This is a genomic window from Trueperella abortisuis (assembly GCF_030811095.1).
In the GTDB taxonomy this organism is placed as follows: Bacteria; Actinomycetota; Actinomycetes; order Actinomycetales; family Actinomycetaceae; genus Trueperella; species Trueperella abortisuis.
The window spans coordinates 216,459-242,735 of the sequence record NZ_JAUSQL010000001.1 but is presented as its reverse complement, the minus strand read 5'-3'; the positions used below and the strand labels follow the sequence as shown (position 1 = coordinate 242,735).

The 26,277-nt window shown below is 65.8% G+C and carries 14 protein-coding genes; 5 read left to right on the top strand and 9 right to left on the bottom strand.

From position 1 onward, the window contains the following. Window positions 1-73: 73 nt before the first annotated feature. Both hpaE and J2S45_RS00960 read right to left on the bottom strand, forming a co-directional pair. Window positions 74-1,606: a 5-carboxymethyl-2-hydroxymuconate semialdehyde dehydrogenase gene (gene hpaE / locus J2S45_RS00965; protein ID WP_307634236.1), complete on the bottom strand. Its 1,533-nt coding sequence runs from the start codon at window positions 1,604-1,606 to the stop codon at window positions 74-76. 2 nt (window positions 1,607-1,608) lie between these two features. After that, the gene (locus J2S45_RS00960; RefSeq protein ID WP_307634235.1) at window positions 1,609-3,099 is read right to left on the bottom strand and encodes a fumarylacetoacetate hydrolase family protein; all 1,491 of its coding nucleotides are present in this window, start codon (window positions 3,097-3,099) and stop codon (window positions 1,609-1,611) included. Between the two features lie 246 nt (window positions 3,100-3,345). Here J2S45_RS00960 and J2S45_RS00955 point away from each other — a divergent pair, with 246 nt between their 5' ends. Beyond that, on the top strand, window positions 3,346-4,821 hold the full coding sequence (locus J2S45_RS00955; protein ID WP_307634234.1) for an NAD-dependent succinate-semialdehyde dehydrogenase: 1,476 nt from the start codon (window positions 3,346-3,348) through the stop codon (window positions 4,819-4,821). 128 nt (window positions 4,822-4,949) lie between these two features. Here J2S45_RS00955 and J2S45_RS00950 read toward each other — a convergent pair whose 3' ends face one another. From J2S45_RS00950 to J2S45_RS00930, 5 genes are all read right to left on the bottom strand, one after another. Then, window positions 4,950-11,483, bottom strand: coding sequence for a Rib/alpha-like domain-containing protein (locus J2S45_RS00950; protein ID WP_307634233.1), 6,534 nt, complete (start codon window positions 11,481-11,483; stop codon window positions 4,950-4,952). 485 nt (window positions 11,484-11,968) lie between these two features. Further along, on the bottom strand, window positions 11,969-12,730 hold the full coding sequence (locus J2S45_RS00945) for a copper homeostasis protein CutC (RefSeq protein WP_307634232.1): 762 nt from the start codon (window positions 12,728-12,730) through the stop codon (window positions 11,969-11,971). Further along, entirely contained in the window at window positions 12,724-14,187 is a 1,464-nt protein-coding gene (locus J2S45_RS00940) for a M81 family metallopeptidase (protein ID WP_307634231.1), read from the bottom strand. Before J2S45_RS00940 ends, J2S45_RS00945 begins: the two co-directional genes overlap by 7 nt. A 3-nt stretch (window positions 14,188-14,190) precedes the next feature. Then, window positions 14,191-15,507, bottom strand: a complete 1,317-nt coding sequence (locus J2S45_RS00935) for an alpha-L-fucosidase (protein ID WP_307634230.1) — start codon at window positions 15,505-15,507, stop codon at window positions 14,191-14,193. Between the two features lie 11 nt (window positions 15,508-15,518). Continuing rightward, the gene (locus tag J2S45_RS00930; protein ID WP_307634229.1) at window positions 15,519-16,679 is read right to left on the bottom strand and encodes an ROK family transcriptional regulator; all 1,161 of its coding nucleotides are present in this window, start codon (window positions 16,677-16,679) and stop codon (window positions 15,519-15,521) included. Window positions 16,680-16,868: 189 nt separating this feature from the next. Between J2S45_RS00930 and J2S45_RS00925 the strand changes: the two genes are divergently transcribed. The 4 genes from J2S45_RS00925 to J2S45_RS00910 are packed head-to-tail and all read left to right on the top strand — an operon-like array spanning window position 16,869 to window position 22,714. Then, window positions 16,869-18,674, top strand: coding sequence for a peptide ABC transporter substrate-binding protein (locus tag J2S45_RS00925; RefSeq protein WP_307634228.1), 1,806 nt, complete (start codon window positions 16,869-16,871; stop codon window positions 18,672-18,674). A gap of 52 nt (window positions 18,675-18,726) precedes the next feature. After that, the gene (locus J2S45_RS00920) at window positions 18,727-19,686 is read left to right on the top strand and encodes an ABC transporter permease (RefSeq protein WP_307634227.1); all 960 of its coding nucleotides are present in this window, start codon (window positions 18,727-18,729) and stop codon (window positions 19,684-19,686) included. After that, window positions 19,683-20,657: an ABC transporter permease gene (locus J2S45_RS00915; protein WP_307634226.1), complete on the top strand. Its 975-nt coding sequence runs from the start codon at window positions 19,683-19,685 to the stop codon at window positions 20,655-20,657. The genes J2S45_RS00920 and J2S45_RS00915 overlap by 4 nt, the downstream gene beginning before the upstream one ends. 2 nt (window positions 20,658-20,659) lie before the next feature. Next, complete coding sequence (locus tag J2S45_RS00910; protein ID WP_307634225.1) at window positions 20,660-22,714, top strand: ABC transporter ATP-binding protein; 2,055 nt, start codon at window positions 20,660-20,662, stop codon at window positions 22,712-22,714. A 1,480-nt stretch (window positions 22,715-24,194) separates the two neighbouring features. Here the strand turns inward: J2S45_RS00910 and J2S45_RS00905 are convergent. Together J2S45_RS00905 and J2S45_RS00900 are read right to left on the bottom strand one after the other, a co-directional pair. Then, a complete protein-coding gene (locus J2S45_RS00905) occupies window positions 24,195-25,106 on the bottom strand; it encodes an ROK family protein (RefSeq protein WP_307634224.1) in 912 nt (303 codons plus the stop codon). Then, entirely contained in the window at window positions 25,103-26,275 is a 1,173-nt protein-coding gene (locus tag J2S45_RS00900) for an ROK family protein (RefSeq protein ID WP_296931582.1), read from the bottom strand. Before J2S45_RS00900 ends, J2S45_RS00905 begins: the two co-directional genes overlap by 4 nt. Window positions 26,276-26,277: the final 2 nt, after the last annotated feature.

Sequence of the window (26,277 nt, the reverse complement as noted above, 5' to 3'; positions counted from 1 at the left end):
GTTGACAGTTTCTTGTGTCGAGGCGGTGTGGGGTGTGGCCGGCGCCGGGCGGGCCGCCCGGCGCCGGCACCCGCTAGGCGCTCGGTCCACCAAGGCCGAGGTCACCATCGGCGTATCCGGTGGCCCCGAACCGGGTGGTGTGAACGTCACCGAGGGTGACGTGGATGGATTGCTGGACGGTGTAGAAGTCCAGCGAACGATACCCGCCCTCGTGGCCGAGGCCGGAGCCCTTCACGCCGCCGAACGGGGTGCGAAGGTCGCGAACATTGTGGGAGTTTATCCAGACCATGCCGGATTCGATTTGGCCGGCGACGTTGTGGGCGCGGGCGATGTCGTTCGTCCACACGTAGGCGGCGAGTCCGTATTCGACGTCGTTGGCGAGCGCGATAGCCTCCTCCTGCGTGTCGAAGGGGGTGATGGCGACGACGGGACCGAAGATCTCCTCCTGGAAGATGCGGGCCGAGGCCGGCACGTCGGCGAACACCGTGGCCTCAACATAGTTGCCGGTGGGCAGGTGGGCCGGGCGGCCGCCGCCGGCGACTAGGCGGCCCTCGCCCTTGCCGATCTCGATGTAGGAGGTGACCTTCTTGTAGTGCTCGGGGTGAACGAGCGCCGCGATCTCCGTCTTGGGGTCGGAGGGGTCCCCCACCACGATTTTCTTCGCACGCTCGGCGTAGGCCTCGACGAACCTGTCGTAGATGGAACGCTGGACGAGCAGGCGCGAGGAGGCGGTGCAGCGTTCGCCGTTGAGGGAGAAGACGCCGAAGAGGGTGGAGTCCAGGGCTTTGTCGAAGTCCGCGTCCTCGAAGATGATGGCCGGCGACTTGCCGCCCAGCTCGAGGGAGAGGTGCTTCATGTAGGGGGCCGCGTTTTCGAAGATCTTCTTGCCCGTGGCGAGCGAGCCGGTAAACGACACGAGCGGGGCGTCCGGGTGCTTGACCAGGGCGTCGCCGGCGGTGTGGCCGAAGCCGTAGACGATGTTGAACACGCCCTCGGGCACGCCCGCGCGTTCCATGATTCCCGGCCATAGCGAGGCGGAGACGGGGGTGAACTCGGCCGGTTTGAGCACCACGGTGGCGCCCGCGGCCAGGGCCGGGGCCAGCTTCCAGGATTCCTGCATGAACGGCGTGTTCCACGGGGTGATGAGGATGGCGACCCCGTGCGGCTTGCGGTGGACGTAGTTGATCTGGCGGCCGGGCATGTTGAACGCGCCGTCGACCTGGGCCACGATGAGGTCGGCGAAGAAGCGGAAGTTTTCCGCCGCGCGGTTGGCCTGGCCCTTGGCCTGGCGGATGGGCAGACCCGAATCGTAGGACTCGATGGCGGCCAGCTCGTCGTTCATCTTGGCCACCTCGTCCGCGATGCGGTAGAGGATCTGGGCGCGCTGGCGGGGCAGCATGTTCGCCCAGCTACCCTCGTCGAAGGCGGCCTTGGCGGCGGCGACGGCGGCGTCGGCGTCGGCCTTGTCGCCGGAGGCGCACTGGATGTAGGTTTCGTTCGTGGTCGGCTCGAGGACATCGAAGGTGTCTCCCGAGATGGAATCAACGAGCTCGCCGTTGATGTAGTGGCGGATGTGGTCGGGCAGTCCCGCGGGTTTATTCGCCATGGTTACCTTCCTTCGTGGTTGTCAGCGTGGGCGTGGCCGTTGGCCGTGAGCCACTCGTTGTAGCGTTCCCGCCAGGCGGGGCCCAGCGGGTAGAGGCCGTCCACCGACTCCCCGGCGGCGACCATCTCGGCAATGAACGTCTCTTCGGATTCCTGCTTCTCCGCGGCCTCGACCACCTCGCAGACCATGTGGGGCGGGATGACGATTGCGCCGTCGTCGTCGCCGACGATCACGTCACCGTGCTGGACGGCGACGCCGCCGCAGGTGATGGTCTGGTCGGTGTCCCACGGGATGTGGAGCCGGCCGAGCACGGAGGGGTGGGCGGCTTGGGCGAAGACCGGCAGGCCGACCTCGGCGACGGCGGCCCAGTCGCGCACCGCGCCGTCGGTGATGATGCCCGCCGCCCCGCGTACCTTGGCGCGCAGGGCGAGGATGTCGCCGAGCGTGCCCGCGAACTCAAAGCCGCGTGCTTCCATGACGAGGACCTCGCCCTCGCCCACCGAGTCGATCGCGCGCTTTTGCGCGTTGTAGCCGCCGCCGACTTTCTTGAATAGATCCGGGCGGTGGCCCACGTAGCGCAGTGTGCGGGCCCGGCCCACGATCTTCTGGCCGGCGCGCATGGGGTGGACGCCGTCGATGGAGACGTTCGGGTAGCCGCGCTGGCGCATCTGGGAGGACAGGGTGGCGACGGCCAGGTTGGAGATGCGTTCGCGCAGCTCGGCGGTGAGCTCGAACTCGGCTTCGGCGGGGGCGAGGCCGGCGGCCTCGGGTGAGCCCCAGGCGTCGATGCGCTGCTTGTCGTCGGCGGCGGGGGCGGAGCCGATGTCGGCGAGGGCGGGGCCGGCCACCACCGTCGTCGTGAGCTCGCCGGAGGTCAGGTGCGGGTCGTCCTCGGAGAAGACCTCGACCGTGACTGTCTGGCCCGGCTGGAGCACCGAGGAGCCGGCGGGGGTGCCGGTGAGGATGACGTCGCCCGGCTCGAGGGTCATGACGCGGGAGAGGTCAGCGATGATGTGGGCGAAGGAGAAGAGGAGGGTGGCCGAGGAGTCGTCCTGGACTACCTGGCCGTCTACCGTGGCGCGGACGTGTAGCCGGGCCGGGTCGATGGCGTCGGTGGGGATGAGTCGTGGGCCGATCGGGGTCATGCCGTCCCCGGACTTGGAGCGGACGTTGGAGCCCTTGTCCGCGGCGCGCAGGTCGAGCAGGCCCATGTCGTTCGCGGCGGTGACGTGGGAGACGTGGCCCCAGGCGTCCGCCTCGGAGACGTTGCGCGCGGCCGTGCCGATGACGAGCGCGATCTCGGCCTCGAAGACGAGCAGCTCGGTATTGGCGGGCCGCACCACCTCTCCCGGGCCGTTGAGGGAGGAGGATGCCTTCATGAAGTACGAGGCCTCGGCGGGGGTGCGCCCGCGCTGTGCCGCGCGCGAGGGGTAGGACAGGTGGACGGCGATGATCTTGCCGACCTCACCGTACGTCTGGGTGACGATGTTCAAAGCCTGGCTCCTTTGCTCGACTTCCGTGAACCTTGTGGAAAGGTCTTGCGCGACCTCCCCGCCGATCGTATATGATTACGTGTACGATCGTATATACGATCATGTACCATAGATCCCACAACGTCAAGAGGTTTTTCAAAGTTTCTCGGGAAGATGATTCGGAGGCTCTCAGCTGCCGGCGTCGTTACCCTGAACTTGACACAACACAGACGCCCCGCACAACGCAGTGCGAGCGGAAAGGCAACCATGAATCCTCACATTTCAGCCCTCCTCGACCGGATCCCCACCGGCATCTTCCTCAACGGCGAGTTCACCGACTCCTCCTCCGGGCAGCGCTTCGAGGTGCTCAACCCGGCCACCGGCGAGGTGCTCACCACCGTCGCCGACGCCACGCCCGACGACGCCGCCCGCGCCATGGATCTGGCAGTCGAGGCCCAGCACGCCTGGGCCGTTTCCGCCCCGCGCGAGCGCGCCGAGATCCTGCGCCGCGCCTTCGAGCTCGCCACCGGCAAGTACCGGGACGACCTTGCCACCGTCATGACCTTGGAAATGGGCAAGCCTCTGGACCAGGCCTACGGCGAAGTTACCTACGGCGCGGAATTCCTGCGCTGGTTCTCCGAGGAAGCCGCCCGCATCCGCGGGGACTACTTCCGCGTACCCGAGGGGCATCTCCAGGCGATCGTGGTACGTCGGCCGGTCGGCCCTTGCCTGTTCATCACCCCGTGGAACTTCCCGCTTGCCATGGCTACCCGCAAGGCGGGTCCGGCTTTCGCCGCCGGTAACGTCGCTATCCTGCGCCCCTCGCAAGAGACGCCGCTGACGGCTCTCCTCTTCGCCCAGATCATGCGCGAGGCGGGTCTGCCCGCCGGCGTGCTTGCCGTGCTGCCCTCCTCGCGCTCCCGGCCGATCACCGGCCCGCTTATCCAGGATCCGCGCATGCGCAAGCTGTCCTTCACCGGCTCCACCGCGGTGGGCAAGGCGCTGTTGAAGGAGGCGGCGGATAACGTGCTGCGCACCTCCATGGAGCTTGGCGGGAACGCGCCCTTCATCGTCTTCGACGACGCCGACATCGACGCCGCCGTCGATGCCGCGCTCGCCACCAAGATGCGCAACATGGGTGAGGCCTGCAACGCCGCCGACCATTTCTTCGTTCACGACGCCGTTTATGAGGAGTTCGTGGAGAAGTTCTCCGCCCGGATCGCCGCGCAGCGCGTTGGCGACGGCCTGGAGGAGGGGACGGAGGTGGGTCCGCTCATCTCCGAGAAGCAGCTAAGCGAGGTCAGCGCCATGATCGAGCGGGCCGTCGACGCCGGCGCGAAGGTCAAGGTGGGCGGCGGGCGGCCGGCTGGGAAGGGCTTCTTCCTTGAACCCACCGTGCTCGTGGACGTGGATCCGGCATCCGAGATCGTCGCCGAGGAGATCTTCGGGCCGGTCGCACCCATCATCCGCTTCAGCGACGAGCGCGAGCTCATCAGGGTCATTAACGCCGACTCGGTGGGCCTGGGCGGGTACTTCCACACCAAGGATATGAACCGCGTGATGCGGCTGGCCGAGCGGCTGGAGATCGGCATGCTGGGAGTCAACTCGGCCACCATCTCCAACGCGGGTGCGCCCTTTGGTGGCATGAAGCATTCGGGAATGGGGCGTGAGGGCGGCAAGGAAGGCATCGAGGACTACCTCCAGACCGTCTACGTCGGCATCCCGGCGCCGGACTTCTTCTAGCCGGCGCCGGCCGGTTCAGCCGGCCGGCGCCGCCCGCTGGGCGCGCCAGCATATACGAGGATCCCCCGGGTTCTTTTCAGAACACCGGGGGATCCTCGCGCTAGAGGTGGACTCTCACCCGAGGGTGATTAGTCCTCCCGACGCTTCCGCGACACCAGGAATGCACCAGCCGCAGTCAGCATGGTAGCCGCAGCAGCCAAGCCGCCCACGGTAGCACCCGTGTACGGGAGCTTGCCGGCACCGGACTTCGCCGCAGCCTTACCCGCGACCGTGATCGTGGACGTATCGAGGACGTTGCCGTCCTTGTCCGTCACGGTCACCGTGATCTTCTCGCCGGGCTTGGCGTTCGGATCGGCGGTGATGACGAGGTTGCCATCCTTGTCGATCTGAGCCTTACCCGGGCCGTCGACCGTGACCTTAGCGCCGTCGGGGACCTTGCCGCCGTCGTTCGGGATCACAACGGTCTCGCCAGGCTTGACGGAACCATCGCCCCAGTTCGGCTTATCGGCCTCGGGCTGCTTGTCCGGATCGGTGACAGTGACCTCGATCTTGTCGATCTCGTTGCCGTCCTTGTCCTTGACGATAACTACGATCTTGTCACCAGGCTTGGCGTCCTTATCGATGTCGACAACCACGTTGCCGTTCTCATCGATGGTCACCTTGCCCGGACCGTCAGTCTCGACCGTGGTGCCGTCCGGAACCGGGCCGCCGTCATTCGGGATCACAACGGTCTCGCCGGGCTTGCCCGAACCATTACCCCAATCCGGGGACTTGGGGGCCTCCGGCTCGGTGACGGTGATCTTGCCATCGCTCGAGGTGTTGACTTCCTTGCCACTATCCGGGGTCTTACCCGTGACAGTGACGGTGTAATCGCCATCGACCGGAGCGGTCGGGGTACCCGTGATCACACACGCACCCTTCTCCGCGTCGTACGCGATATTCAGACCATCGGCAAGGCCAGTGGCGGTGCAGACCAGGTCAGTGGCCTTACCAGGGTTGTCAACCGGGATGACGACCGGATCAATCGGCTTGTTGACCTCACCGTTGATCGCCGGAACGTTCGGAACCGTCGGAGCAACGGCACAGCCGTTCTCGTCGACCGTCGCACCCTCGGGCGTACCGGGGCACTGATCCTTACCGTCGGGCACCTTGTCCCCGTCGGTATCGGTCACCGTGACGGTCACCTTCGCGTTGACCGCGTCGGTACCACCGTTGTCCGGGTAGGTCACCACAACCGGGACGTTAACCGCACCAGCAGGAACGTCGGCACCCGGGGTGAACGTGATCTCACCGGTGTTCGGATCGATCTTGGCCCAGTCGGGAGCACCCTCAGCAAGAGCGAAGGTCGTACCCTCAGGCGCGGTGACCGTGCCCTCAGTGTCCTTCTTGGTGAAGGTCGGGGTCACAGTGGCCGTCTTGCCAGCCTCAACCGACGAATCAGCGTAAGCCGGCTCGAACAGCTGAGCAAGCGAACAACCATTCTCATCGACCTTCACGCCAGCAGGCGTATCCGGGCACTGATCCTTATCGTCGGTGACCTTGTCCCCGTCCTTATCGCCAGGCTCGGGAGCGGCAGGCTCCGTCACGGTGATCTTGCCGGTGCCAGAGGTCGTGACCTTGCCCTTATCCCCATCGGGGCGGTTGCCCGTGACGGTGACGGTGTAGTCGCCATTGATCGGAGCGGTCGGGGTACCCGTGATCACACACGCACCCTTATCCGCGTCGTAAGCAATGTTCAGACCAGCAGCAAGGCCAGTGGCAGTGCAAACCAGATCAGTAGCCTGACCCGGGTTAGCAACCGGAACCTCGACCGGATCAATCGGCTTGTTAACCTCACCGTTGATCACCGGAACAGCCGGGATCGACGGGGCAACAGCACAGCCCTTCTCGTCAACCTTCACGCCAGCAGGCGTATCCGGGCACTGATCCTTATCGTCGGTGACCTTGTCCCCGTCCTTATCGCCAGGCTCGGGAGCAGCAGGCTCGGTGACGGTGATCTTGCCAGTACCGGACTCGGAGACCTTACCCTTATCACCATCGGGGCGGTTGCCCGTGACGGTGACGGTGTAGTCGCCATTGATCGGAGCGGTCGGGGTACCCGTGATCACACACGCACCCTTCTCCGCGTCGTACGCAATCGTCAGACCATCGGCAAGGCCGGTGGCGGTGCAGACCAGATCAGTGGCCTTACCAGGGTTGTCAACCGGAACGACGACCGGATCAATCGGCTTGTTAACCTCACCGTTGATCACCGGAACGTTCGGAACCGTCGGAGCAACAGCACAGCCGTTCTCATCGACCGTCGCACCCTCCGGCGTACCGGGGCACTGATCCTTACCGTCGGGCACCTTGTCCCCGTCGGTATCGGTCACCGTGACGGTCACCTTCGCGTTGACAGCGTCGGTACCACCGTTGTCCGGGTAGGTCACCACAACCGGGACGTTAACCGCACCAGCAGGAACGTCGGCACCCGGGGTAAACGTGATCTCACCAGTCTTCTCATCGATCTTGGCCCAGTCAGGAGCACCCTCAGCAAGAGCGAAGGTCGTACCCTCAGGCGCGGTAACCGTGCCCTCAGTGTCCTTCTTGGTGAAGGTCGGGGTCACAGTGGCCGTCTTACCAGCCTCAACCGACGAATCAGCGTAAGCCGGCTCGAACAACTGAGCAAGCGAACAACCATTCTCGTCAACCGTCACGCCAGCAGGCGTATCCGGGCACTGATCCTCGCCAGGCTTCGGGTTGGCCGGATCAACGGGATCCGGAACCTTATCGCCATCCGAGTCAGCAAGGACGGTCACCTTCGCGTTGACAGCGTCGGTACCACCGTTGTCCGGGTAGGTCACCACAACCGGGACGTTAACGTCGCCAGCAGGAACATCGGCACCCGGGGTGAACGTGATCTCACCGGTGTTCGGATCGATCTTGGCCCACGCCGGAGCACCCTCGCCAAGAGCGAAGGTCGTACCCTCAGGCGCGGTGACCGCGCCCTCGGTGTCCTTCTTGGTGAAGGTCGGAGAAACGGTCACGGGATCGCCACCGGCAACGGCCGTCGAATCGGCGTAAGCCGGCTCGAACAGCTGAGCAAGCGAGCAACCATTCTCGTCAACCTTCACGCCAGCAGGCGTATCCGGGCACTGATCCTTATCGTCGGTGACCTTGTCCCCGTCCTTATCGCCAGGCTCGGGAGCAGCAGGCTCGGTGACGGTGATCTTGCCAGTACCGGACTCGGAGACCTTACCCTTATCACCATCGGGGCGGTTGCCCGTGACGGTGACGGTGTAGTCGCCATTGATCGGAGCGGTCGGGGTACCCGTGATCACACACGCACCCTTATCCGCGTCGTAAGCAATGTTCAGACCAGCAGCAAGGCCAGTGGCAGTGCAAACCAGATCAGTAGCCTGACCCGGGTTAGCAACCGGAACCTCGACCGGATCAATCGGCTTGTTAACCTCACCGTTGATCGCCGGAACGTTCGGAACCGACGGAGCAACAGCACAGCCTGTGATATCGACGACTGCGCCAGCAGGCGTATCCGCGCACTGATCCTTACCGTCGGGCACCTTGTCCCCATCGGTATCGGTCACCGTGACGGTCACCTTCGCGTTGACAGCGTCGGTACCACCGTTGTTCGGGTAGGTCACCACAACCGGGACGTCAACCGCACCAGCCGGAACATCGGCACCCGGGGTAAACGTGATCTCACCGGTCTTGTCATTGATCTGAACCCAGTCGGGAGCACCCTCGCCAAGAGCGAAGGTCGTACCCTCAGGAGCGTCAACCTTATCCTCCGAACCCTTCTTGGTGAAGGTCGGGGTCACAGTGGCGGTCTTACCAGCCTCAACCGTCGAATCGGCGTAAGCCGGCTCGAACAGCTGAGCAAGCGAACAACCGTTCTCATCAACCGTCACGCCCTTCGGCGTATCCGGGCACTGATCCTCGCCCGGCTTCGGGTTAGCCGGATCAACCGGATCCGGAACCTTATCGCCATCCGAGTCAGCAAGGACGGTCACCTTCGCGTTGACAGCGTCGGTACCACCGTTGTCCGGGTAGGTCACCACAACCGGGACGTCAACCGGGCCAGCCGTAACATCGGCACCCGGGGTGAACGTGATCTCACCGGTCTTGTCATTGATCTGAACCCAGTCGGGAGCACCCTCGCCAAGAGCAAAGGTCGTACCCTCAGGAGCGTCGACCTTATCCTCCGAGCCCTTCTTCGTGAAGGTCGGAGAAACGGTCACAGGATCACCACCGGCAACAGCCGTCGAATCGGCGTAAGCCGGCTCGAACAGCTGAGCAAGCGAACAACCATTCTCATCAACCGTCACGCCCTTCGGCGTATCCGGGCACTGATCCTCACCCGGCTGCGGGTTAGCCGGATCAACCGGATCCGGAACCTTATCGCCGTCGGCGTCGCCGTTAGCCACCGGCAACGGAACGATGTCCGTGACGTCCTTGGTTTCCGGGCCGTCCGGAGTCTGGCGAGTCACGGTGTAGGTGACGGTGACGTTCGGGGTCTCCTCGTCAGCGGCGACGATCGCGGTGGGAGTGCCGGTGATCGTCTTGGTGTCCGCGTTGTACGTCAGACCCGCGGGCAGGTTCTCCACCGACTTGATCTCGCCCAGCGTGTAGCCGGCGTCCTCAAAACCGGTCGGCGTGACTTCCTGGCTGTATTCGGTGCCGCGAACGCCTGGCGCAAGCGGGGTGTCCGTGACAACGATGATGTAGGTGCGCGCAAGCTGCACGTCGACATGGTCGGCGCCATTGCGCGGAACGGAGGCGTTTCCTTTCACCTTCACGACGAAGCGGCCGGTCTCGGTCGGCTTGCCCGTGATCTTGCCCGTGGCAGGATCGATACTCAGGCCGGCGGGCAGGCCGTCAGCGGTGAGCCCGGAGAGGGTAGTCCCGTTCGGTGCCTCCGGAAGTGCTGCCGCATCGTAGTCGGAGTACTTCGAGCCCCACGGCAGCTCGGTGCCGCGGGTGGCGAGGAAGGCGTCCGAGGCGAGAGCCGCACCCCGCTTACCAGTATCAACGTTCACGCCGTACAGGGTGGCGGTGTAGACCGTGTCGGCCGTCAGATCTTCGGGGACCTGATAGTCGCACGAGGCAAGGCTCAGGTTCGTTTCCGGCTTGAGACCCGTACACTCGTGGACCTGGTTGCCCTTTTGATCGGTCCAGACGATGTCGTAGGTGAGGTTCTCGTTCGTCAGAACGCCGCCGGTGTACGTCTTGGCGGTGTCGCCAGGCGCGGCCGGGTTGAGCTGGGTGTCGTAGTTGACGACGTCGAACTCGAGCGGAGCCGGGGACAGGACGATGTCCGCCAGAGTGAGGTTATCGTTCAAGCCGCCACCGGTGAAACCAACCTGGCCGAAGCTGGCACCACCCCAGGTTCCGCTACCACCTGCATACTGCCAACGCTGGATCGCCCACGGCGACATAACTCCCACGTTGTTCGGAAGATCAACCGGGCCGACGTACATCCAGTCCCAGTTGGTGTGCTTGGAACCCAGGTTGCCGTTGAGGAACGAACCCTCTTTCCACGAGCCGGCCAGCTGGTGACACTTATCCTTAGAGACGATGCCACAGGAATCGGCAGCGTTTCCGTAAATGCCGCGGAAGTAAAGCTGGTACCTTCCGTCCGCGCCCGTCGTCGCGGTCACGGTCTCCGCGATCCAGGTGGGATCGGCCTTAATCTGCTCGCTGATCCAGGCCTGCAGCGCGTTCTCGTCGTCCGCGGTCCAGTCCTTTCCGCGCAGGGTCTTGCCCGCGAAGGCCGCCTTTGCGTGTTCTTTGATCTTGGCAACCGCCTCATCGCTGAGGTAGGAGCCCTGGATCTCGATGCCGGACAGCGGATAATCCCCGCCCGCCTGGTTGATCATCGACGTAGAGAAGTCGAGCGCACCGTTGGGAACGGTTGCGTTCCAGAACACCGTTCCACCGACACGGCCGTCAAGACCATTGCCGACGTTATTGCCCTCGCCGGAAACAGCCCACAGATTACGATCCTGCTTGGCCAGGATGTTGTCCGTGTTCTTGGCGTAGTTGATGTACACGTCGCGGATGGAGGACTGCCCACTATCCCAGCTCGCCATCATGCTGAGATCTACAATAGGCTGATCGGGCGCCCACGTCGTGGCGTAGTGGTTGATGAGCCGGTACTGATCCTTAGCTCCGTCCGGAAGCTGAGCCCAGATGCGGACCTTCTCCTGCCAGCCGAGGCGCGAGTCGTTACCCGCGAAATCCTTGGTGCCGGCGGCGCCAGTGGTGGTATTCCCCTCGAAGTAGCGCACGCGCCCGATCGTATCGAAGTAGGGCTTCATGTCGATCGAGAAGTTACCCTGCGCATCCGTGGTGGTGTAGTAGATCGGGGAGTAGCTGTACGGGAAGTCGGCGTTGCCGGCTCCCTCTCGCCACTGCACGTAGACCTTCACACCCTCGATGGGGCCCTTGTAGTCCACCCCGGTATTGTTCGAGGCGTAGGACTCGATGAAACGCGCCGTGCCCGACACGGTGTAGGGCGCATTGCCCGTACCGGTCGACTCGATCGCCGTCCCAATCGACCGTACGGCCGTAGCTCCACCGGCGCCGTCAGAAGTGGGCGCCGCTATGGCACCCCCTCCTGCAAGCCCGGTAGCGACGATTGCCGTTGTGCCTACGACAGCCATCGCTTTCTTTATTATCCGAGAGATCACAAATCTCTCCTTCCTCTCAATTTGGATTCACATTGAGCTTGTTCGCCACTCAATCGGGGCGCATATCAACAGAAACGAGAATTCATTTGCCCGGCAGGCAACCTATAGCAATCAAACGACTCGCCTTGACAGCCCCCCCCCGCAAAAACCATGCTATAGCCTTGTGCGTATGATTAGCGCTTCGTGCGTTCTATTGTACAAGGGACCATCGTCGTAGATCCAACGTTGCCGCGAAAACGATTAAAACCGCAGTTCAGCGCCTTGTTTGACATATCACATATTGAACAGGGTGCTGAATTCATGGGGAACCCTTACTAAATTCTGGTGATATAGTGTGCGTTCCGCGTCAGAGCCGGCTGCCCCGGACCGGTTCAGCCGGCCGCGAATTAAGAAAACTCGGACGATTGTGGGGCGATCTCGCCATATACGAAGATCGCCCCACAATCGTCCAGTCCGTTTTAATCGCCGTGTGCCTGCGCCCCGCGGATCGCGGCGCGAGCCGCCCGCACCAGCTCCCCGTCCGTCACCGACCGCACGCTCTGGCCCCCACCCGGACCGGTGGGACCCGTGGCGATCTCACGGCGGGCCGACATGTGAAACTCCTCGACCCCGGCCTCGCGCAGGGCGGGGATCGCCTCCAGGGCCACTCCCCCGCCAGCCATGACCGTGACACCCGCGCCCAGCCGATCCAACTCGGCCTTCAACTGCGCGAGCACGGGAGCGCCGTCGCCGGCGAGCGACTTGCCGCCCGAGCTCAGCACGCGCGTCACGCCGCCCACCTCTGCCAGCTGGCGCGCCACCTCCGCCGGCCCGACCCCGGCGCCAAACAGCACGTCCACGCACCGGTGAACCACCACGTCCACCTCCGGGTTGCGCTCCCTGGCCGCCTCGGCCCACTGGCGCAGCCGCGCCACGTCCAACTCAAGGCCCGCCGGCCCCTCGCGCAACGCGCCCACCACCACGGCGGCGGCCCCGCGGGAGACCACCCACCGCACGTCGTTGGCGACGATCGCCGCCTCGGCGTCGTCGTAGACGAAGTCACCCGCGCGCGGACGGACGAGCACACACACGGGAATGCCCTCCACCACGCACGCCTCCACCATCGCAAGCGACGGGGTCAGGCCCCCGACCTCCAGGGCGCTGCACGCCTCCACCCGGTCGGCGCCCGCATCCCGCGCAACCCGCGCGCCCGCGGCGTCCTGCACTGCAATCTCTAACACGTGACCTGTGCCTCCCACTCAAAACCTTCATCGAAAGGATACATCGGACGGTCGATGCGCGAATGGCCCAGCCGCAGCAAATCTTGATCTACGCCGCCCGGCGTGAGCGCCATCTTCCACGCCGCCGCCATCTCATACAGGTCGGGTTCGAGGTAGCCGATCTTCACCACAACCACGTCCGCCTCGCGCGGCTTGAGCCCCGCGATCGTGAACGCCTCCTCAGTGGCGTACTGCATGCGGTTCTGCGTCACGACGACGACGGCGCCGCTCGGCCCGCCCTCCCCCAACGGCCGCAGCACGGCCACCTCGCCAGCCCGCGGGTCGACGGCCAGGTTCTCCACCCGCACGCTGAGGGCCAGCGTGCCCGGCTCACGGGCGTCGATCTTCCCGCCGAGTCGCACCTCGATCCGGGCGCCCACGCCCGCCTCGGCCGCGAGCGCCACCGTGGCGGCGTCGTGAATCGAGGCGAAGATCGCGGACAGCTCGCCGGTAGCCACCGGCTGGAAGGTCAGGAGGCGGGAGAGGGCGAAGGTGACGTCGTCGGCGCCGCCGGCACCCGGGTTGTCACCCGTGTCGGAGATGAAGGTCGGGCGGGCGGCCGTCCGCGCCCACTCCAAGCAGCCGTCCATTGAGTCCACCGGCGCCACGAAGCCGAACTCCTCGTGGCGGGCCCAGATCTCCCGCGCGTAATCGCGGGCCACCCCGGACACCAGCTCCTGGTCATCGCCCGTGACCACCACCGCCGCCTTGCACCGCGGCTGGTCCGCCCAGGCGAACCCGATCCAGAAACCCACATCCAAGATCCCCGGCATCGCTTCCAGATGCGGGATGCGCCCATAGAGGGAAGCGGCCGGCTCGAGGCGGGTGGAGGTGCGCTCACCGGGCAGAAGAAAAGGCATGTGTACCAGCGCCTTCGCCGGCTTACCCTGCCCGCTCAGCAAGCGCGTGACCAGATTCTTCATCGCGCGGCGGCGGGATTCGAGGGCGTCGACGTGCGGGGCCTCCCGGTAGGTGGTCAGCAGGTCACACCCCGCGAACAGCGCCTCGGAGACGTTGCCGTGCAGATCCGTGGACAGGGAGACCATCGGCTCCGGCCCGATCACGGCGCGGATCGCGGTGATGAGGTCGCCCTCGGCGTCGTCGAGCCCGGCCACGCTCATGGCGCCATGGACGTCAAAGAAGAAGCCGTCCAGCGGCGCCTGCTCCGTGAGGGCGGCGAGCCCGTCGAGGATCTCCGCCTTCCAGGCCTCATACGTGGCCCGCTCCAGCACGCCACCGGGCAACGCTCGCGCGTGGAATATCGGAAGCCACGTCACCGCCTTGCTCCACGTCTCGTGGATCCAGCCGTAGCGCCCCAGCACCTCCTCACCGCGCGTGATCTCGAAGTCCTCCGCCACCGCCGGCTGCGGCGAGAACGTGGATGACTCGATGTGGATACCTGCGATTGCGATGCGCATAACTTACCTTTCAACGATGAGAGCGACGGGGAAAGAGGAAGCCGGCGCCGGGCACGACGCCGGGATGCGGCTGCCGTCCGGGGCGAGCCAGAAAGCGCGCGAAGGATCGGCGGCGGAGGCGCCGGCCGCAGCCGCGGCGGCGCCGGGCGGGCCGGCGGGGTCGCCTTCGCGGACGAAATAGGCCGTCGCGCCCGCAGTGAGCAGGGAGAAGGGCGCAGGCCCGGGCGTAGAGGCGTAGATGTAGCGCCCGTAGGTCCCCATCCACTCCCCGAGCTCGGCAACCACGCGGGCCTGATACGGGTCGAGCGAGCCGTCGGCGCGCGGGCCCACATTGAGCAGGAGGTTGCCGCCGTGGGAGGCGACGTCGACAAGCAGCCAGGCCGCCTCGGCTCCGCTGAGCCGGTCGGCGGGGTTGTCGTTGCGGTTGTACCCAAACGAGCGGTTCAGACCGCGAGTGGACTCCCACATTTCCGGAAGCGGCTCGTCCACCTGCGTGTACTCGCGGGTCAGGTAGCCGTGGAAGGGGATCCCCCAGCGGTCGTTGATCGTGGCCTCGTGCTCGGCCAGGTAGCGGGTGAGGATGGCGGACAAACCCCACTCCTGCGGCCCCTTGCCGGCGTCGGGCCAGTCGATGTCGTTCCACAAAAGGTCCGGATGGAAGCGGTCGATCAGCTCGCTCAGCTGGCCGGCGGCATAGCGGGCGAAGGCCTCGTCGTTGCGGCGAAAGGCGAAAAGGTCCTCGTCCGAGCGGATAGGCGGGAAGTGGGACACGTGCCAGTCGAGCGCGCCGGAGAAGTACAGGCCGAGCCGGGCGCCGGCCGCCCGGGTGGCGTCCGCCACCACGGAGATGACGTCCGGGCCGCCACGGGAGACGGAGGAAAACGGCGTCGTTGCCGTGTCCCACAAACAAAAGCCGTCGTGATGCTTCGTGGTCGGCACGATGTAGCGCCCGCCCGCCGCCACCAGCGCAGCGACCAGGTTGGCCAGGTTTTCCGGCGAGGGCGCGAAGCTAAAGGCGAGGTCCTCGTAGCTGGTGCCCACCCCGAAGGTCTCCTCATGCCACGTCGCGCACGGCGAGCCAGGGATGCGCACCGTGTTGGCGTACCACTCCGCGTACTCGTGATAGTCGTAGGCCAGCTCGGGCGGCGTCGTGCATCCCGGATCGCGGCTATAGGCCCAACCCGGCACCGAATAGATGCCCAGGTGGATAAAGAAGCCGAGCTTAGCCTCCGTGAACCACTGCGGCACCTCGTGTGCCGGGTAGGTGGTGCGGGCGGCCAAGTCCGCCGGCCCGGTTCGATGTTCAAACGTGTTGTCCACAATCTCTCCCGTCACTGCACCGGAGCGCTGACCACCAGGTCATGGGCGCTGCGGGCTATCCCCGTCAGCGCCGAATTCGCGCCCAGGCTCGCCGCCTCGATCCGTAGCCGTTCCGTCGCCATCGGCACCGCCGAACCCAGCAGCGAAACCCGAAACGCGTTCATGAAGGCGGTCAGCTCGCTCATCGCGCCGCCCACCACCACGTCGCAGGGGTTGACGAAACTAATCAGCGGCCCGAGCGCCTTGCCCACCAGCATCCCCGAATTGCGGATCAGCTGGGTGATCTGCGGGAACTGATTCTGGCCCGCCTCCACCAGCTCCGCCATCGAGCCCAGCTCCATGAACGGTGCCGCGTCCCGGCGAATCGCCGCGCCCGACGCCACGGTTTCCAAGCAGCCCGACTTCCCGCACCCGCACACAAACGGCGAATCCTCCACCACGCGCGCATGGGACACGTCGCCAGCAATTCCCATCCCGCCCGTGTAAATCTTGCCGTCGATCACCAGCGCGCCGCCAATCCCGGAGCCGGCCTTAATGTAGAGCAGGGGCTGGTGTTCCGGGCCGCGCACACTCGCCTCGCCGAGCGCCGCCGCCCGCGCGTCGTTCTCCACCACGCAATCCATGTCCGCCAGCTCGGCAACGATCGCGCGCACGTCGGCGTCGTGCCACCCCGGCATGCGCGAGGGCAAGACGATGCGCCGCGTGCTCGCGTCCACCGGGCCGGGAACCGCGATGCCGGCGGCGAGGATGTCGGCGCCGGGAAACTCGCGGTCGCGCAGCTCGCGCCACAGGTCCACCAGGCGTTCGAGGACCGGACGCGGTCCGGGGGTGAGGTCGATCGGCGCCTCCTGGGCCTCCACGATCGGGCCGACGCGATCGGAGAGCGCGTAGCGGACGTGGCTCGTGCCGATTTCCGCGGCCGCGACGAGCACGGGCGGGGCGATGCTCTCCAGCTGGGTGGAGCGCCTGCCGCGAGCGTGGGAGGCGGGTTCGACCTCGCGCACGCGCTCCTGGCTGACCAGCGAGCGGGCGATGTTCGACGCCGTGGACGACGACACGCCGAGCTTCTCGCTCAAGTCTGAACGGTTCTTGGCCGCGCCTGCGCGAATGAGCCGGTAGGCGGACTCAAGCAGATCGGGGCTCACAGTAGCAAAACCCTGTTCGCTAGCCATGGATGCCTCACTTCATCGACGACGGTTGTGTTTCCTATATCACCACTAAGATCCAACCAACGCAATTGATTTTCTAAATTGGCAAGAAGTTTTCCAAAAACCCCACATGCTGGATCACATCCTGCTATTTTGAAAACAATCCTAGGTTTTGTGCCGCACGGCACAGAACGTGAGCCAAAGGAGGCACACATGACCCGCGCATCACGGCGAGCTAGCATCGTCGCCACCGTGGCAGGCCTCGCCCTGCTCCTGTCCGCCTGCGGCAGTGGAAGCTCGTCCACGCCCTCAGGCGCCACCAATCCATCAGGCTCCGCCGCCGGTGACGGGTCGACCGTCACCGTCGCCATGGACACCCCCACGTGGATCTTCCCCATCTCCGCCCCCGGCAAGACCCAGGGCGAAAACGCCATCTTCATCGACATGCTCTACCCCTCGATGTACTCCTTCACCCTCGACGGCGAGCACCCCTTCAACATCGACGAAAAGCGCTCCATCGCCAACATCCCCGAGATCAGCGACGACGGGCTGACCTACACCATCACCCTCAAGGATCGCACCTGGTCCGACGGCGAAAAGCTCACCACCAAGGACATCGACTTCTGGTACAACCTCGTCCTCAACAACAAGGCGGAATGGGCCTCCTACCGCGAAGGCGGCTTCCCCGACAACGTCACCAGCTTCAAGATCGTTGACGACAAGACCTTCACCATCACCACCACCGAACCCTTCTCCGGCGGCTACTTCGTGGGCAACCAGCTCAACTCCGTGCGGCCCATGCCCGCACACGCCTGGGCCAAGACTTCCGACGACGGCGAGATCGTCGACTTCACCGATCCGCAAAACGCCAAGGACATCTACGCCTACCTGCGTGCCGCCGCGGAGGATCCGGCCAACTACGCCAGCAACGCCCTGTGGCAGACCGTCTCCGGGCCCTGGAAGCTCACCTCCTACACCCCGTCCGGCGCGGTCGAGCTCGTCGCCAACGACTCCTACGACGGGCCCGACCCGGCCACCTTCAGCCACGTCATCTACAAGCCCTTCACCTCCGACGACGCCGAGTTCAACACCCTGCGCGCCGGCGGCATCGACTACGGTTACATCCCCGCCGGCAACATCTCCCAGCAGGACTACATCGAAGGCCAGGGCTACACCGTCTCCCCGTGGTACGGCTGGTCCATCACCTACATGCCGTTCAACTTCAACCACCCCAAGTCCGGGCCGATCTTCGCCCAGAAGTACGTGCGCCAAGCCATGCAGCAACTGATTGACCAGGAGACCATCTCCAAGGTCATCTGGAAGGGCATGGCGGCCCCCACCTGCGGGCCCGTCCCGCAGGAGCCCGGCGCCGCCGGCACCACCGAGGGCTGCGCCTACTCCTTCAACCCCGACGCCGCCCGAAAGCTGCTCGAAGATCACGGCTGGGCCATCAACCCCGACGGCGTGACCACCTGTGAAAAGCCCGGCACCGGCGCCGACCAGTGCGGCGAAGGAATCGAGGCCGGCGCAGAAATGCGCTTCACCCTCATCTCCCAGTCCGGCTTCACCGCCACCCACGACATGATGGCGGAACTGAAGTCCCAGTTCGGCAAGCTCGGCATCGTGCTGGAGATCCAGGAGGTTCCCGACTCGGTGGCCGTCTCGCAGGTGTGCAAGAAGGACGACCCCAACTGCGAATGGGATCTATCCTTCTTCGGCTCCGAAGGCTCCTGGTACTACCCGCCCTTCGCCTCGGGCCAGCGCCTGTTCGCCACCGGCGCGCCGGTAAACCTCGGCGCCTACTCCAACCCGGAGGCGGATAAGCTCATCGACGCCACCCTCGTCTCCTCCGACGAGTCGGCAATGAAGGACTACAACGACTTCCTCGCCGAAGACCTGCCCGTCCTGTGGATGCCGAATCCGGTCAACCGGGTCTCCGCCTACAAGTCGGATATCTCCGGCATCGATCCGCAAGATCCGATGCTCGGCATGTACCCCCAAGATTGGACACGTAAGTAACAGACGCTGACGGGCCGGCTGGCGAAAGCCAGCCGGCCCGCGAGGGGCAACTATGTGGCGATACATTCTTCAACGGCTCGGCCAGGCATTCGCGGTCATGCTCATCGTGACCTTCTTGACCTTCCTCCTTCTTCACCTTCTTCCCGGCGGCGCCGCCCGATCCGCGCTCGGCCTGGATGCCACGCCGGCACAGATCGAGGCTTACAACGCGCAGATGGGCTACGACCAGCCCTTCCTCACACAGTTCGGCCTCTACGTCCAGCGCCTCCTGAGCGGCGACCTCGGCTACTCCTTCCAGCTCAACCAACCGGTAGCCGACGTCATCCTCCAGCGCCTGCCCAAGACCATCCTGCTGAGCCTTCTCGCCACCACCCTCGCCGTCGTCATCGCCGTCCCCCTCGGCGCCATCCAGGCCGTCTACCGCAACACCAAGGTCGACTACGCCATCACCGGCGTCGCGCTCCTGGCCTACGCCACCCCGCTGTTCTTCCTCGGCATCATCTTCATCGTGGTCTTCTCCCAGTGGTGGCCGATCCTTCCCCCGCAAGCCCCGCAAGGCTTCACCGTCGCCGAGATCCTCAGCCAATGGAAGGGCCTCATCCTGCCGGTGGTGACCCTCGCCGTCGTCGCCCTCGCCGCGTTCACGCGCTACGTGCGCTCCACGATGGTCGACAACCTCAACGAGAACTACATCCGCACGGCCAAGGCCAAAGGCCTTTCCCCCTCCCGCGTGACCATCCGCCACGCTCTGCGTAACTCCCTCTTCCCCGTCATCACGCTACTGGGCATGTACATCCCCGCCCTCTTCTCCGGCGCGCTCGTGGTCGAACAGCTCTTCAACTATCCCGGCATGGGTCTCATGTTCTGGCAGGCCACCCAGACCCGCGACTACCCCATCCTCCTAGCCTCCACTCTCATCGTTTCCCTCGCCACCGTGATCGGCGCCCTCATCGCCGACATCCTCTACGCCGTGGCCGATCCCCGCGTCCGACTTTCCGGAGGTGACCAATGAGTGAGCCCATCAACGACGCCGTCGCCGGCGCCCCTGCCTCAAGCCGCAGTTCCGGCTCCGCTGGAGGCGGATCCGGCGCTGCCGCCGTCGTCGTCGGCGACGCCACGCACGCCCGGCGCCAACTCGGCATCGGACGCCAAGGCATAGCCGTCTTCTTCGAAAACAAGCTCGCCGTCCTCGGCCTGTGCCTCGTCGTCGCCCTCATTCTCTTTTCATTCGTCGGCCCCCTGATCTACCACACCGATCAGGTCCACACCGACCTCGCCCACGCCTACCTCGCCCCTGGCGAGCTCGGCCACCCACTCGGCACCGACTCCGTCGGCTACGACCAGCTCGGCCGCCTCATGCTCGGCGGACAGACCTCCCTCATCGTGGGCCTGTGCGCCGGCCTGCTCGCCACCGCCTTCGGCACCCTCTGGGGAGCCGCGGCAGGCTTCATCGGCGGCTGGGTCGACGCCGTCATGATGCGCCTCGTCGACGCCCTCATGTCGATCCCCGCGCTATTCCTGTTCATGCTGATCGCCACGATCATCACCCCCACTGTCCCGCTACTCGTGCTCGTCATCTCCGCGTTCGCGTGGCTCAACCCGGCGCGCATGGTCCGCGGCGACTCCATCGCGTTGCGCTCGCGCGAGTTCATCCTCGCCATGAAGGGCATGGGCGGCTCATCGGGGCGGGCCGTGCGCACCCACATCGTGCGCAACTCCATCGGCACCGTCATCGTCAACGCCACCTTCCAGGTCGCCGACGCCGTCCTGTACGTCGCCTACCTATCCTTCCTCGGACTGGGTGTTCCGCCGCCCGCGGCCAACTGGGGCGGCATGCTCTCCTCCGGCCTGTCCGAGGTCTACTCGGGCAACTGGTGGCTCATCCTGCCCCCAGGTATCGCGATCATCGTCCTGGTACTTGCCTTCAACTTCGTCGGCGACGGCCTGCGTGACGCCTTCGAAGTGCGCTTGCGGAAGAGGTAGACATGGATACCCTGCTGTCAATCGAGGACCTCTCGGTTCGCATCCCCCGCCGAAAGGACGAGGTCCAGCCGCTGTCCGGCGTCAACCTGACCGTCGGACGCGGGCAGACCCTCGGCATCGTCGGCGAATCCGGCTCCGGCAAAACCATGACGGCGCTCGCCCTCATGGGCCTCCTGCCCTCCAACGGGTACGTCTCCTCCGGGCAGATCACCCTGGACGGCAAGGCGCTTGTGGGGATGGACGACGCCGAGTTGCGCCGCCTGCGTGGCACCGAAGTGGGCATGATCTTCCAAGATCCCATGACCTCCCTCAACCCCACGATGACCATCGGCGACCAGATCGGCGAACCGCTGCGCGTCCACCGCTCGGCGTCGAAGAAGGAGGCCGACGAGGCAGCCATCGACATCATGCGGCGCGTGGGGATGCCCCGCCCCGACAAGATCGTCGGCGACTACCCCCACCAGCTCTCCGGCGGCATGCGCCAGCGCGCGATGATCGCCATGGCCCTCATTTGCCGGCCCAAGCTCCTCATCGCCGACGAACCGACCACCGCCCTCGACGTCACCACCCAGATGCAGATCCTCGACCTCATCGACGACGTCAAGGACGAGTTCGGCTCCTCCGTCATCCTCGTCACCCACGACCTCGCAGTGGTAGCCGGGCGAGCGGACTCCGTGGCCGTCATGTACTCGGGGCGCGTGATGGAGCAGGCCCCCTCGCGCGAGCTATTCACCAGCCCGCGCCACCAGTACACGCGCGCCCTGCTCGCCGCGCTACCCGAGCGCGCCCACAGCGCCGACGCCGAGCTGTACTCGATCCCCGGCTCCCCGCCGGAGATCACCGAGGAGGTCACCGGGTGCCCGTTCGCACCGCGTTGCGCCTTCGCCCAGGACGTCTGCCACACCGTGACACCGACGCTCGGGGAGGGGAGCCACAAGGTGGCCTGCCACTTCCCCGGCGGCGAGCCGCTCACCAACGAGCTACGGTCCGTGGCACACAACGACGCCCTCGATGAGAGCAAGCCCATCCTTCAGGTCAGCCACGTCTCGCGCAACTTCCCCGCCTACGGCGGCTCGCTCGTGCGGCGCAAGATCGGCACCGTCTCGGCCGTCGCCGACGTCTCCCTGACCATCTACGAAGGCGAGGTCTTCGGGCTGGTCGGCGAATCCGGGTGCGGCAAGTCCACGCTCGGCCGGCTCATCGCCGGGCTCGACGACGTCTCCGAAGGCGAGATCGAGGTGGGCGGCGTGCGCATCTCCGGCCTGCGCGGTAAGGAGCGGAAGAAGTTCCACGCCCAGGTCCAGATGATGTTCCAGGACTCCGCCGCCGCGATGGATCCACGCATGCGGGTGGACGAGATCATCCTCGAGCCGCTCAACATCCAAAAGGTGGGCACCCGCGCCCAGCGCCACGACCGGGTGGCCGCCCTCGTGGAGCAGATCGGCCTTCCACGCGACGCCCTTTCCCGCTACCCGCACGAATTCTCCGGCGGCCAGCTCCAGCGCATCGGGCTCGCCCGCGCCCTCGCGCTTAACCCGCGGCTGATCGTGTGCGACGAGCCGGTCTCCGCCCTCGACGTCTCCGTTCAGGCTCAGGTACTTAACGAGATGCGGGCCCTGCAACAGCGCTACTCGCTGGCCTACGTGTTCATCAGCCACGACCTGTCGGTGGTCCAGTACATGTCCGACCGCATCGCCGTCATGTATCTGGGCAAGATCGTCGAGTACGGCGACGCCGACAGCGTCGCCCGCCGCCCACTCCACCCATACACGAAGGGGCTGGTGGACGCCGTCCCCCGCATCGAGGACGCCTTCACCGAGGAGGTCACCCGCCTCAAGATCGACGGCGAGACCCCCTCCGCGATGGATCCGCCCAGCGGTTGCCGCTTCCGCACCCGCTGCCCCTTCGCCCAGGACATCTGCGCGGCGCAGGAGCCGGCACTTCGGAAGCTTCGCACCGGGCAGGGCGGCGACCAGCTTGGCGGCGACCAGTTTGTGGCCTGCCACTTCCCGCTGGTGGACGGCGTGCAGGCACGGGTCGCGTCGGCTGCCGGGTGAGGGCTGAGCCGGGCGCGGGTCGGGGCCGGGTGTTGCCGGGTCGGGCGCGGGTCGGGCGCGGGTCGGGGCCGGCTGCAGGGCGTGCGTGGGCCCCGGGCTTAAGTCTCCCCGCCGGGTCGCCTCACCGCGGCCACCCGGCGATCAGCCCACCTGCCGACACTTCTCTTGAATATACCGACTGCCGATCGCTATACGGGCCTGGTCGGCCTCAGATTCCTGAGTTATGTCGGGCCGCGGTAGGGGGCACCGCCGAACACCCAGCCGGCACAGGCCTACCCCGACACTTCACTTGAGGATTTAGCCCACCTGCCGACACTTCTCTTGAATATACCGACTGCCGATCGCTATACGGGCCTGGTCGGCCTCAGATTCCTGAGTTGTGTCGGGGCGGAGGCGGGGGCACCACCGGGCACCCAGCCGGCACGGGCCCGCCCCGACACTTCACTTGAGGATTTGACCCACCTGCCGACACTTCTCTTGAATATACCGACTGCCGATCGCTATACGGGCCTGGTCGGCCTCAGATTCCTGAGTTATGTCGGGCCGCGACCGGGGGCACCGCCGGGCACCCAGCCGGCCAGGCCTGCCCCGACACTTCACTTGAGAATTTGACCCACCAGCCGACACTTCTCTTGAATATACCGACTGCCGATCGAAATACGGGCCCGGTCGGCCTCAGATTCCTGAGTTATGTCGGGCCGCGGCCGGGTGAGGGCTGAGCAGGGCGCGGGTCGGGGCCGGGTGTTGCCGGGTCGGGCGCGGGTCGGGCGCGGGTCGGGGCCGGCTGCAGGGCGTGCGTGGGCCCCGGGCTTAAGTCTCCCCGCCGGATCGCCTCACCGCGGCCACCCGGCGGTCAGCCCACCTGCCGACACTTCTCTTGAATATACCGACTGCCGATCGCTATACAGGCCCGGTCGGCCTCAGATTCCTGAGTTATGTCGGAGCGCGGTAGGGGGCACCGCCGAACACCCAGCCGGCCGGGCCTGCCCCGACACTTCACTTGAGGATTTGACCCACCTGCCGACACTTCTCTTGAATATACCGACTGCCGATCGCTATATGGGCCTGGTCGGCCTCAGATTCCTGAGTTATGTCGGGCCGCGGTAGGGGGCACCGCCGGGCACCCAGCCGGCACAGGCGTTCATCCTGCTGGCACAGGCCTGCCCCGACACTTCTCTTGAATATACCGACTGCCGATCGCTATACGGGCCTGGTGGGCCTCAGATTCCTGAGTTATGTCGGGGCGCGGTAGGGGCACCGCCGGGCACCCAGCCGGCACAGGCGTTCATCCTGCTGGCACAGGCCGGCCTCGACACTTCACTTGAGAATTTGACCCACCAGCCGACACTTCTCTTGAATATACCGACTGCCGATCGAAATACGGGCCTGGTCGGCCTCAGATTCCTGAGTTGTGTCGCCCGTGGGACTCCGCCCGCGGGTCTCCGCCTGCGGGGCCCCGGCCGCGGCCGGAGCCCCGCGATCACCCCGCGGCCGCGCCGAGGTCGGCCGCGCCGATAATCCCCGCATCGTTGCCCAGGGAGGCCGCGACGATCTTCGCACACGGGAAGCCGCCCAAGCCCATCTGACGGGTGTACTCCCGGCGCGTCGGCTCCAGCAGCAGCTCTCCAGATTCGGACACCCCACCACCAATAAGGAAGAGGTCCGGGTCGAAGATCATGCCAAGCGAGGCCATGCCCGCGCCCAGCGCCGTGCCGATCTCCTCAAAGATCCCCAGCGCCACCGGGTCCCCCGCGTGCGCCAGCGGATCGACGTCGCGGGCCGTGGCCAGCCCGTTTGTGGCCGGCAGACGCTCAGCCGCGAGCGCGTTCATCCGGCTACCCGAGCAGTACTGCTCCCAACAACCCACGCGCCCGCACCCGCACGGCAGCCCGCCCGGCTCGTAGGTGAAGTGCCCAAGCTCGCCAGCCAGGCCATGCCTGCCCTCGAGCACCCGATCGCCGAAGATCAGCGCGCCCCCGATCCCGGTGCCCACCGTAATGGCCACCACCGAGTCATACCCTCGCGCCGCGCCAAAGCGGTATTCGGCCCAGGCCGCGGCGTCGGCGTCGTTGACGAGGCGGACGGGAAGCCCGAGCGCTGAGGACAGCGGCGTGCGGACGTCCACGTCCGTCCAACGCAGGTTGGCCGAGGTGCGCACGACGCCGGCGCCCGAGTCCACCGTGCCGGCGAAGCCCACGCCCACGCCCTCGATCTGGTCAAGGCCGAGGCCGTGCGCGCTGACGAGGGCCTCAACCTCGCGGGCCATGTCGGCGATCGTTGACTGCGACGCCCCCGGATACGAGGCGAACCTTTCCTTGGCCAGGATGTTTCCACCGTCAACGAGGCCGACGGCTATCTTCGTGCCGCCGACGTCGATTCCCACGCGCATCATTCATGCCTCCTAGGTCGATACTTCAGATGGGTAGTGTTGGATCCGACAAGCTTGAACGCCTCCCGCGCCACGCCCATGAGCGGGGCGTTCGCGCCGTTGGGCGCGATGTCAATGATGAGATCCTGGCTGGCGGTGGAGCTGGCAGTGTCAAACACCGAGGCGCGCAGGGAGCTCATGAACACGCCCAGCTGAGCGAGCGAACCTCCCACGTAGATCGCGCCGGGGTTGATGAAGTTGACGATCGGCCCCAAAGCCCGACCAATCAGCTCCCCCGACTGGCGCACGTACGGGTTGATTTCTGGCATGTCGTTGAGGACGGCGTCGACGATCGGGCGGTCGCCGAGGTCGAGGCCCGCACTCAGCGCCCGCTCGCGGATCACGGCACCCGAGGCCACCGCCTCCAGGCACCCGCTGCGCCCGCAGGCGCACAGGTTGTTGAGGTTGGGATCGACCCGCGCGTGGCTGATGTCCCCCGCGAAGCCGCCCGCGCCCTGGTAGAGCTCCCCGTTGATGACCACCGCCCCGCCGATGCCGGTGCCCGCCTTAACGTAGATGTATGAATCGGCGGACACGTAGGGTAGCTCCCCCACCGCGCATGCGCGCGTGTCGTTTTCCACCCATACGGGCAGGCCCGTCATCTCGTTGAGGATCCCGCACAGGTCCGCCCCGTGCCAGCCGGGCATGCGGGCGGGCAGGACGAGCTTGCGCGTGATCGCCTCCACCGGGCTGGCCACGGACAGACCGATCGCGCCGATCTTGCGCTCCGCGAAGTGCTCCTCGCGTAGCTGATTCCAACGTTCGACCAGGGTGGCCATCACCTTTTCGGGCGCCGAGGGGGAATCGAAGACGATCTCTTGCGGTTCTCGCATCGGGTGGATGGAGTCCATGATGCCGAAGCGCAGGTGGTGGGCGCCGACCTCAGCCACGGCCACCACCTCTGCGGTGTCGATTGAGATGAGGATCTTCGCCGGACGCCCGCCGGTGGACCTGTTCGATTCTATTTCCTTAATCAGCTCCTGTTCGATGAGGCTGCGGGCGACGTTCGACGCCGTCGACGACGAAATCCCCATCGAGTGCACCAAATCCGATCGACGCCGGGCGACGCCAGACTTGATCATTCCGTATGCGGTGTCTAGCAAGTCAGTGCTTACCGCAGGATTCTTCGCCACCT

Excerpts from the sequence above, each read along its gene's own strand:
- J2S45_RS00920 (WP_307634227.1), top strand. The coding sequence starts at position 18,727 with ATGTGGCGATACATTCTTCAACGGCTCGGCCAGGCATTCGCGGTCATG.
- J2S45_RS00905 (WP_307634224.1), bottom strand. The coding sequence starts at position 25,106 with ATGATGCGCGTGGGAATCGACGTCGGCGGCACGAAGATAGCCGTCGGC.
- J2S45_RS00955 (WP_307634234.1), top strand. The coding sequence starts at position 3,346 with ATGAATCCTCACATTTCAGCCCTCCTCGACCGGATCCCCACCGGCATC.
- J2S45_RS00930 (WP_307634229.1), bottom strand. The coding sequence starts at position 16,679 with ATGGCTAGCGAACAGGGTTTTGCTACTGTGAGCCCCGATCTGCTTGAG.
- J2S45_RS00925 (WP_307634228.1), top strand. The coding sequence starts at position 16,869 with ATGACCCGCGCATCACGGCGAGCTAGCATCGTCGCCACCGTGGCAGGC.
- J2S45_RS00915 (WP_307634226.1), top strand. The coding sequence starts at position 19,683 with ATGAGTGAGCCCATCAACGACGCCGTCGCCGGCGCCCCTGCCTCAAGC.
- J2S45_RS00940 (WP_307634231.1), bottom strand. The coding sequence starts at position 14,187 with ATGCGCATCGCAATCGCAGGTATCCACATCGAGTCATCCACGTTCTCG.
- J2S45_RS00910 (WP_307634225.1), top strand. The coding sequence starts at position 20,660 with ATGGATACCCTGCTGTCAATCGAGGACCTCTCGGTTCGCATCCCCCGC.
- J2S45_RS00950 (WP_307634233.1), bottom strand. The coding sequence starts at position 11,483 with ATGGCTGTCGTAGGCACAACGGCAATCGTCGCTACCGGGCTTGCAGGA.
- hpaE (WP_307634236.1), bottom strand. The coding sequence starts at position 1,606 with ATGGCGAATAAACCCGCGGGACTGCCCGACCACATCCGCCACTACATC.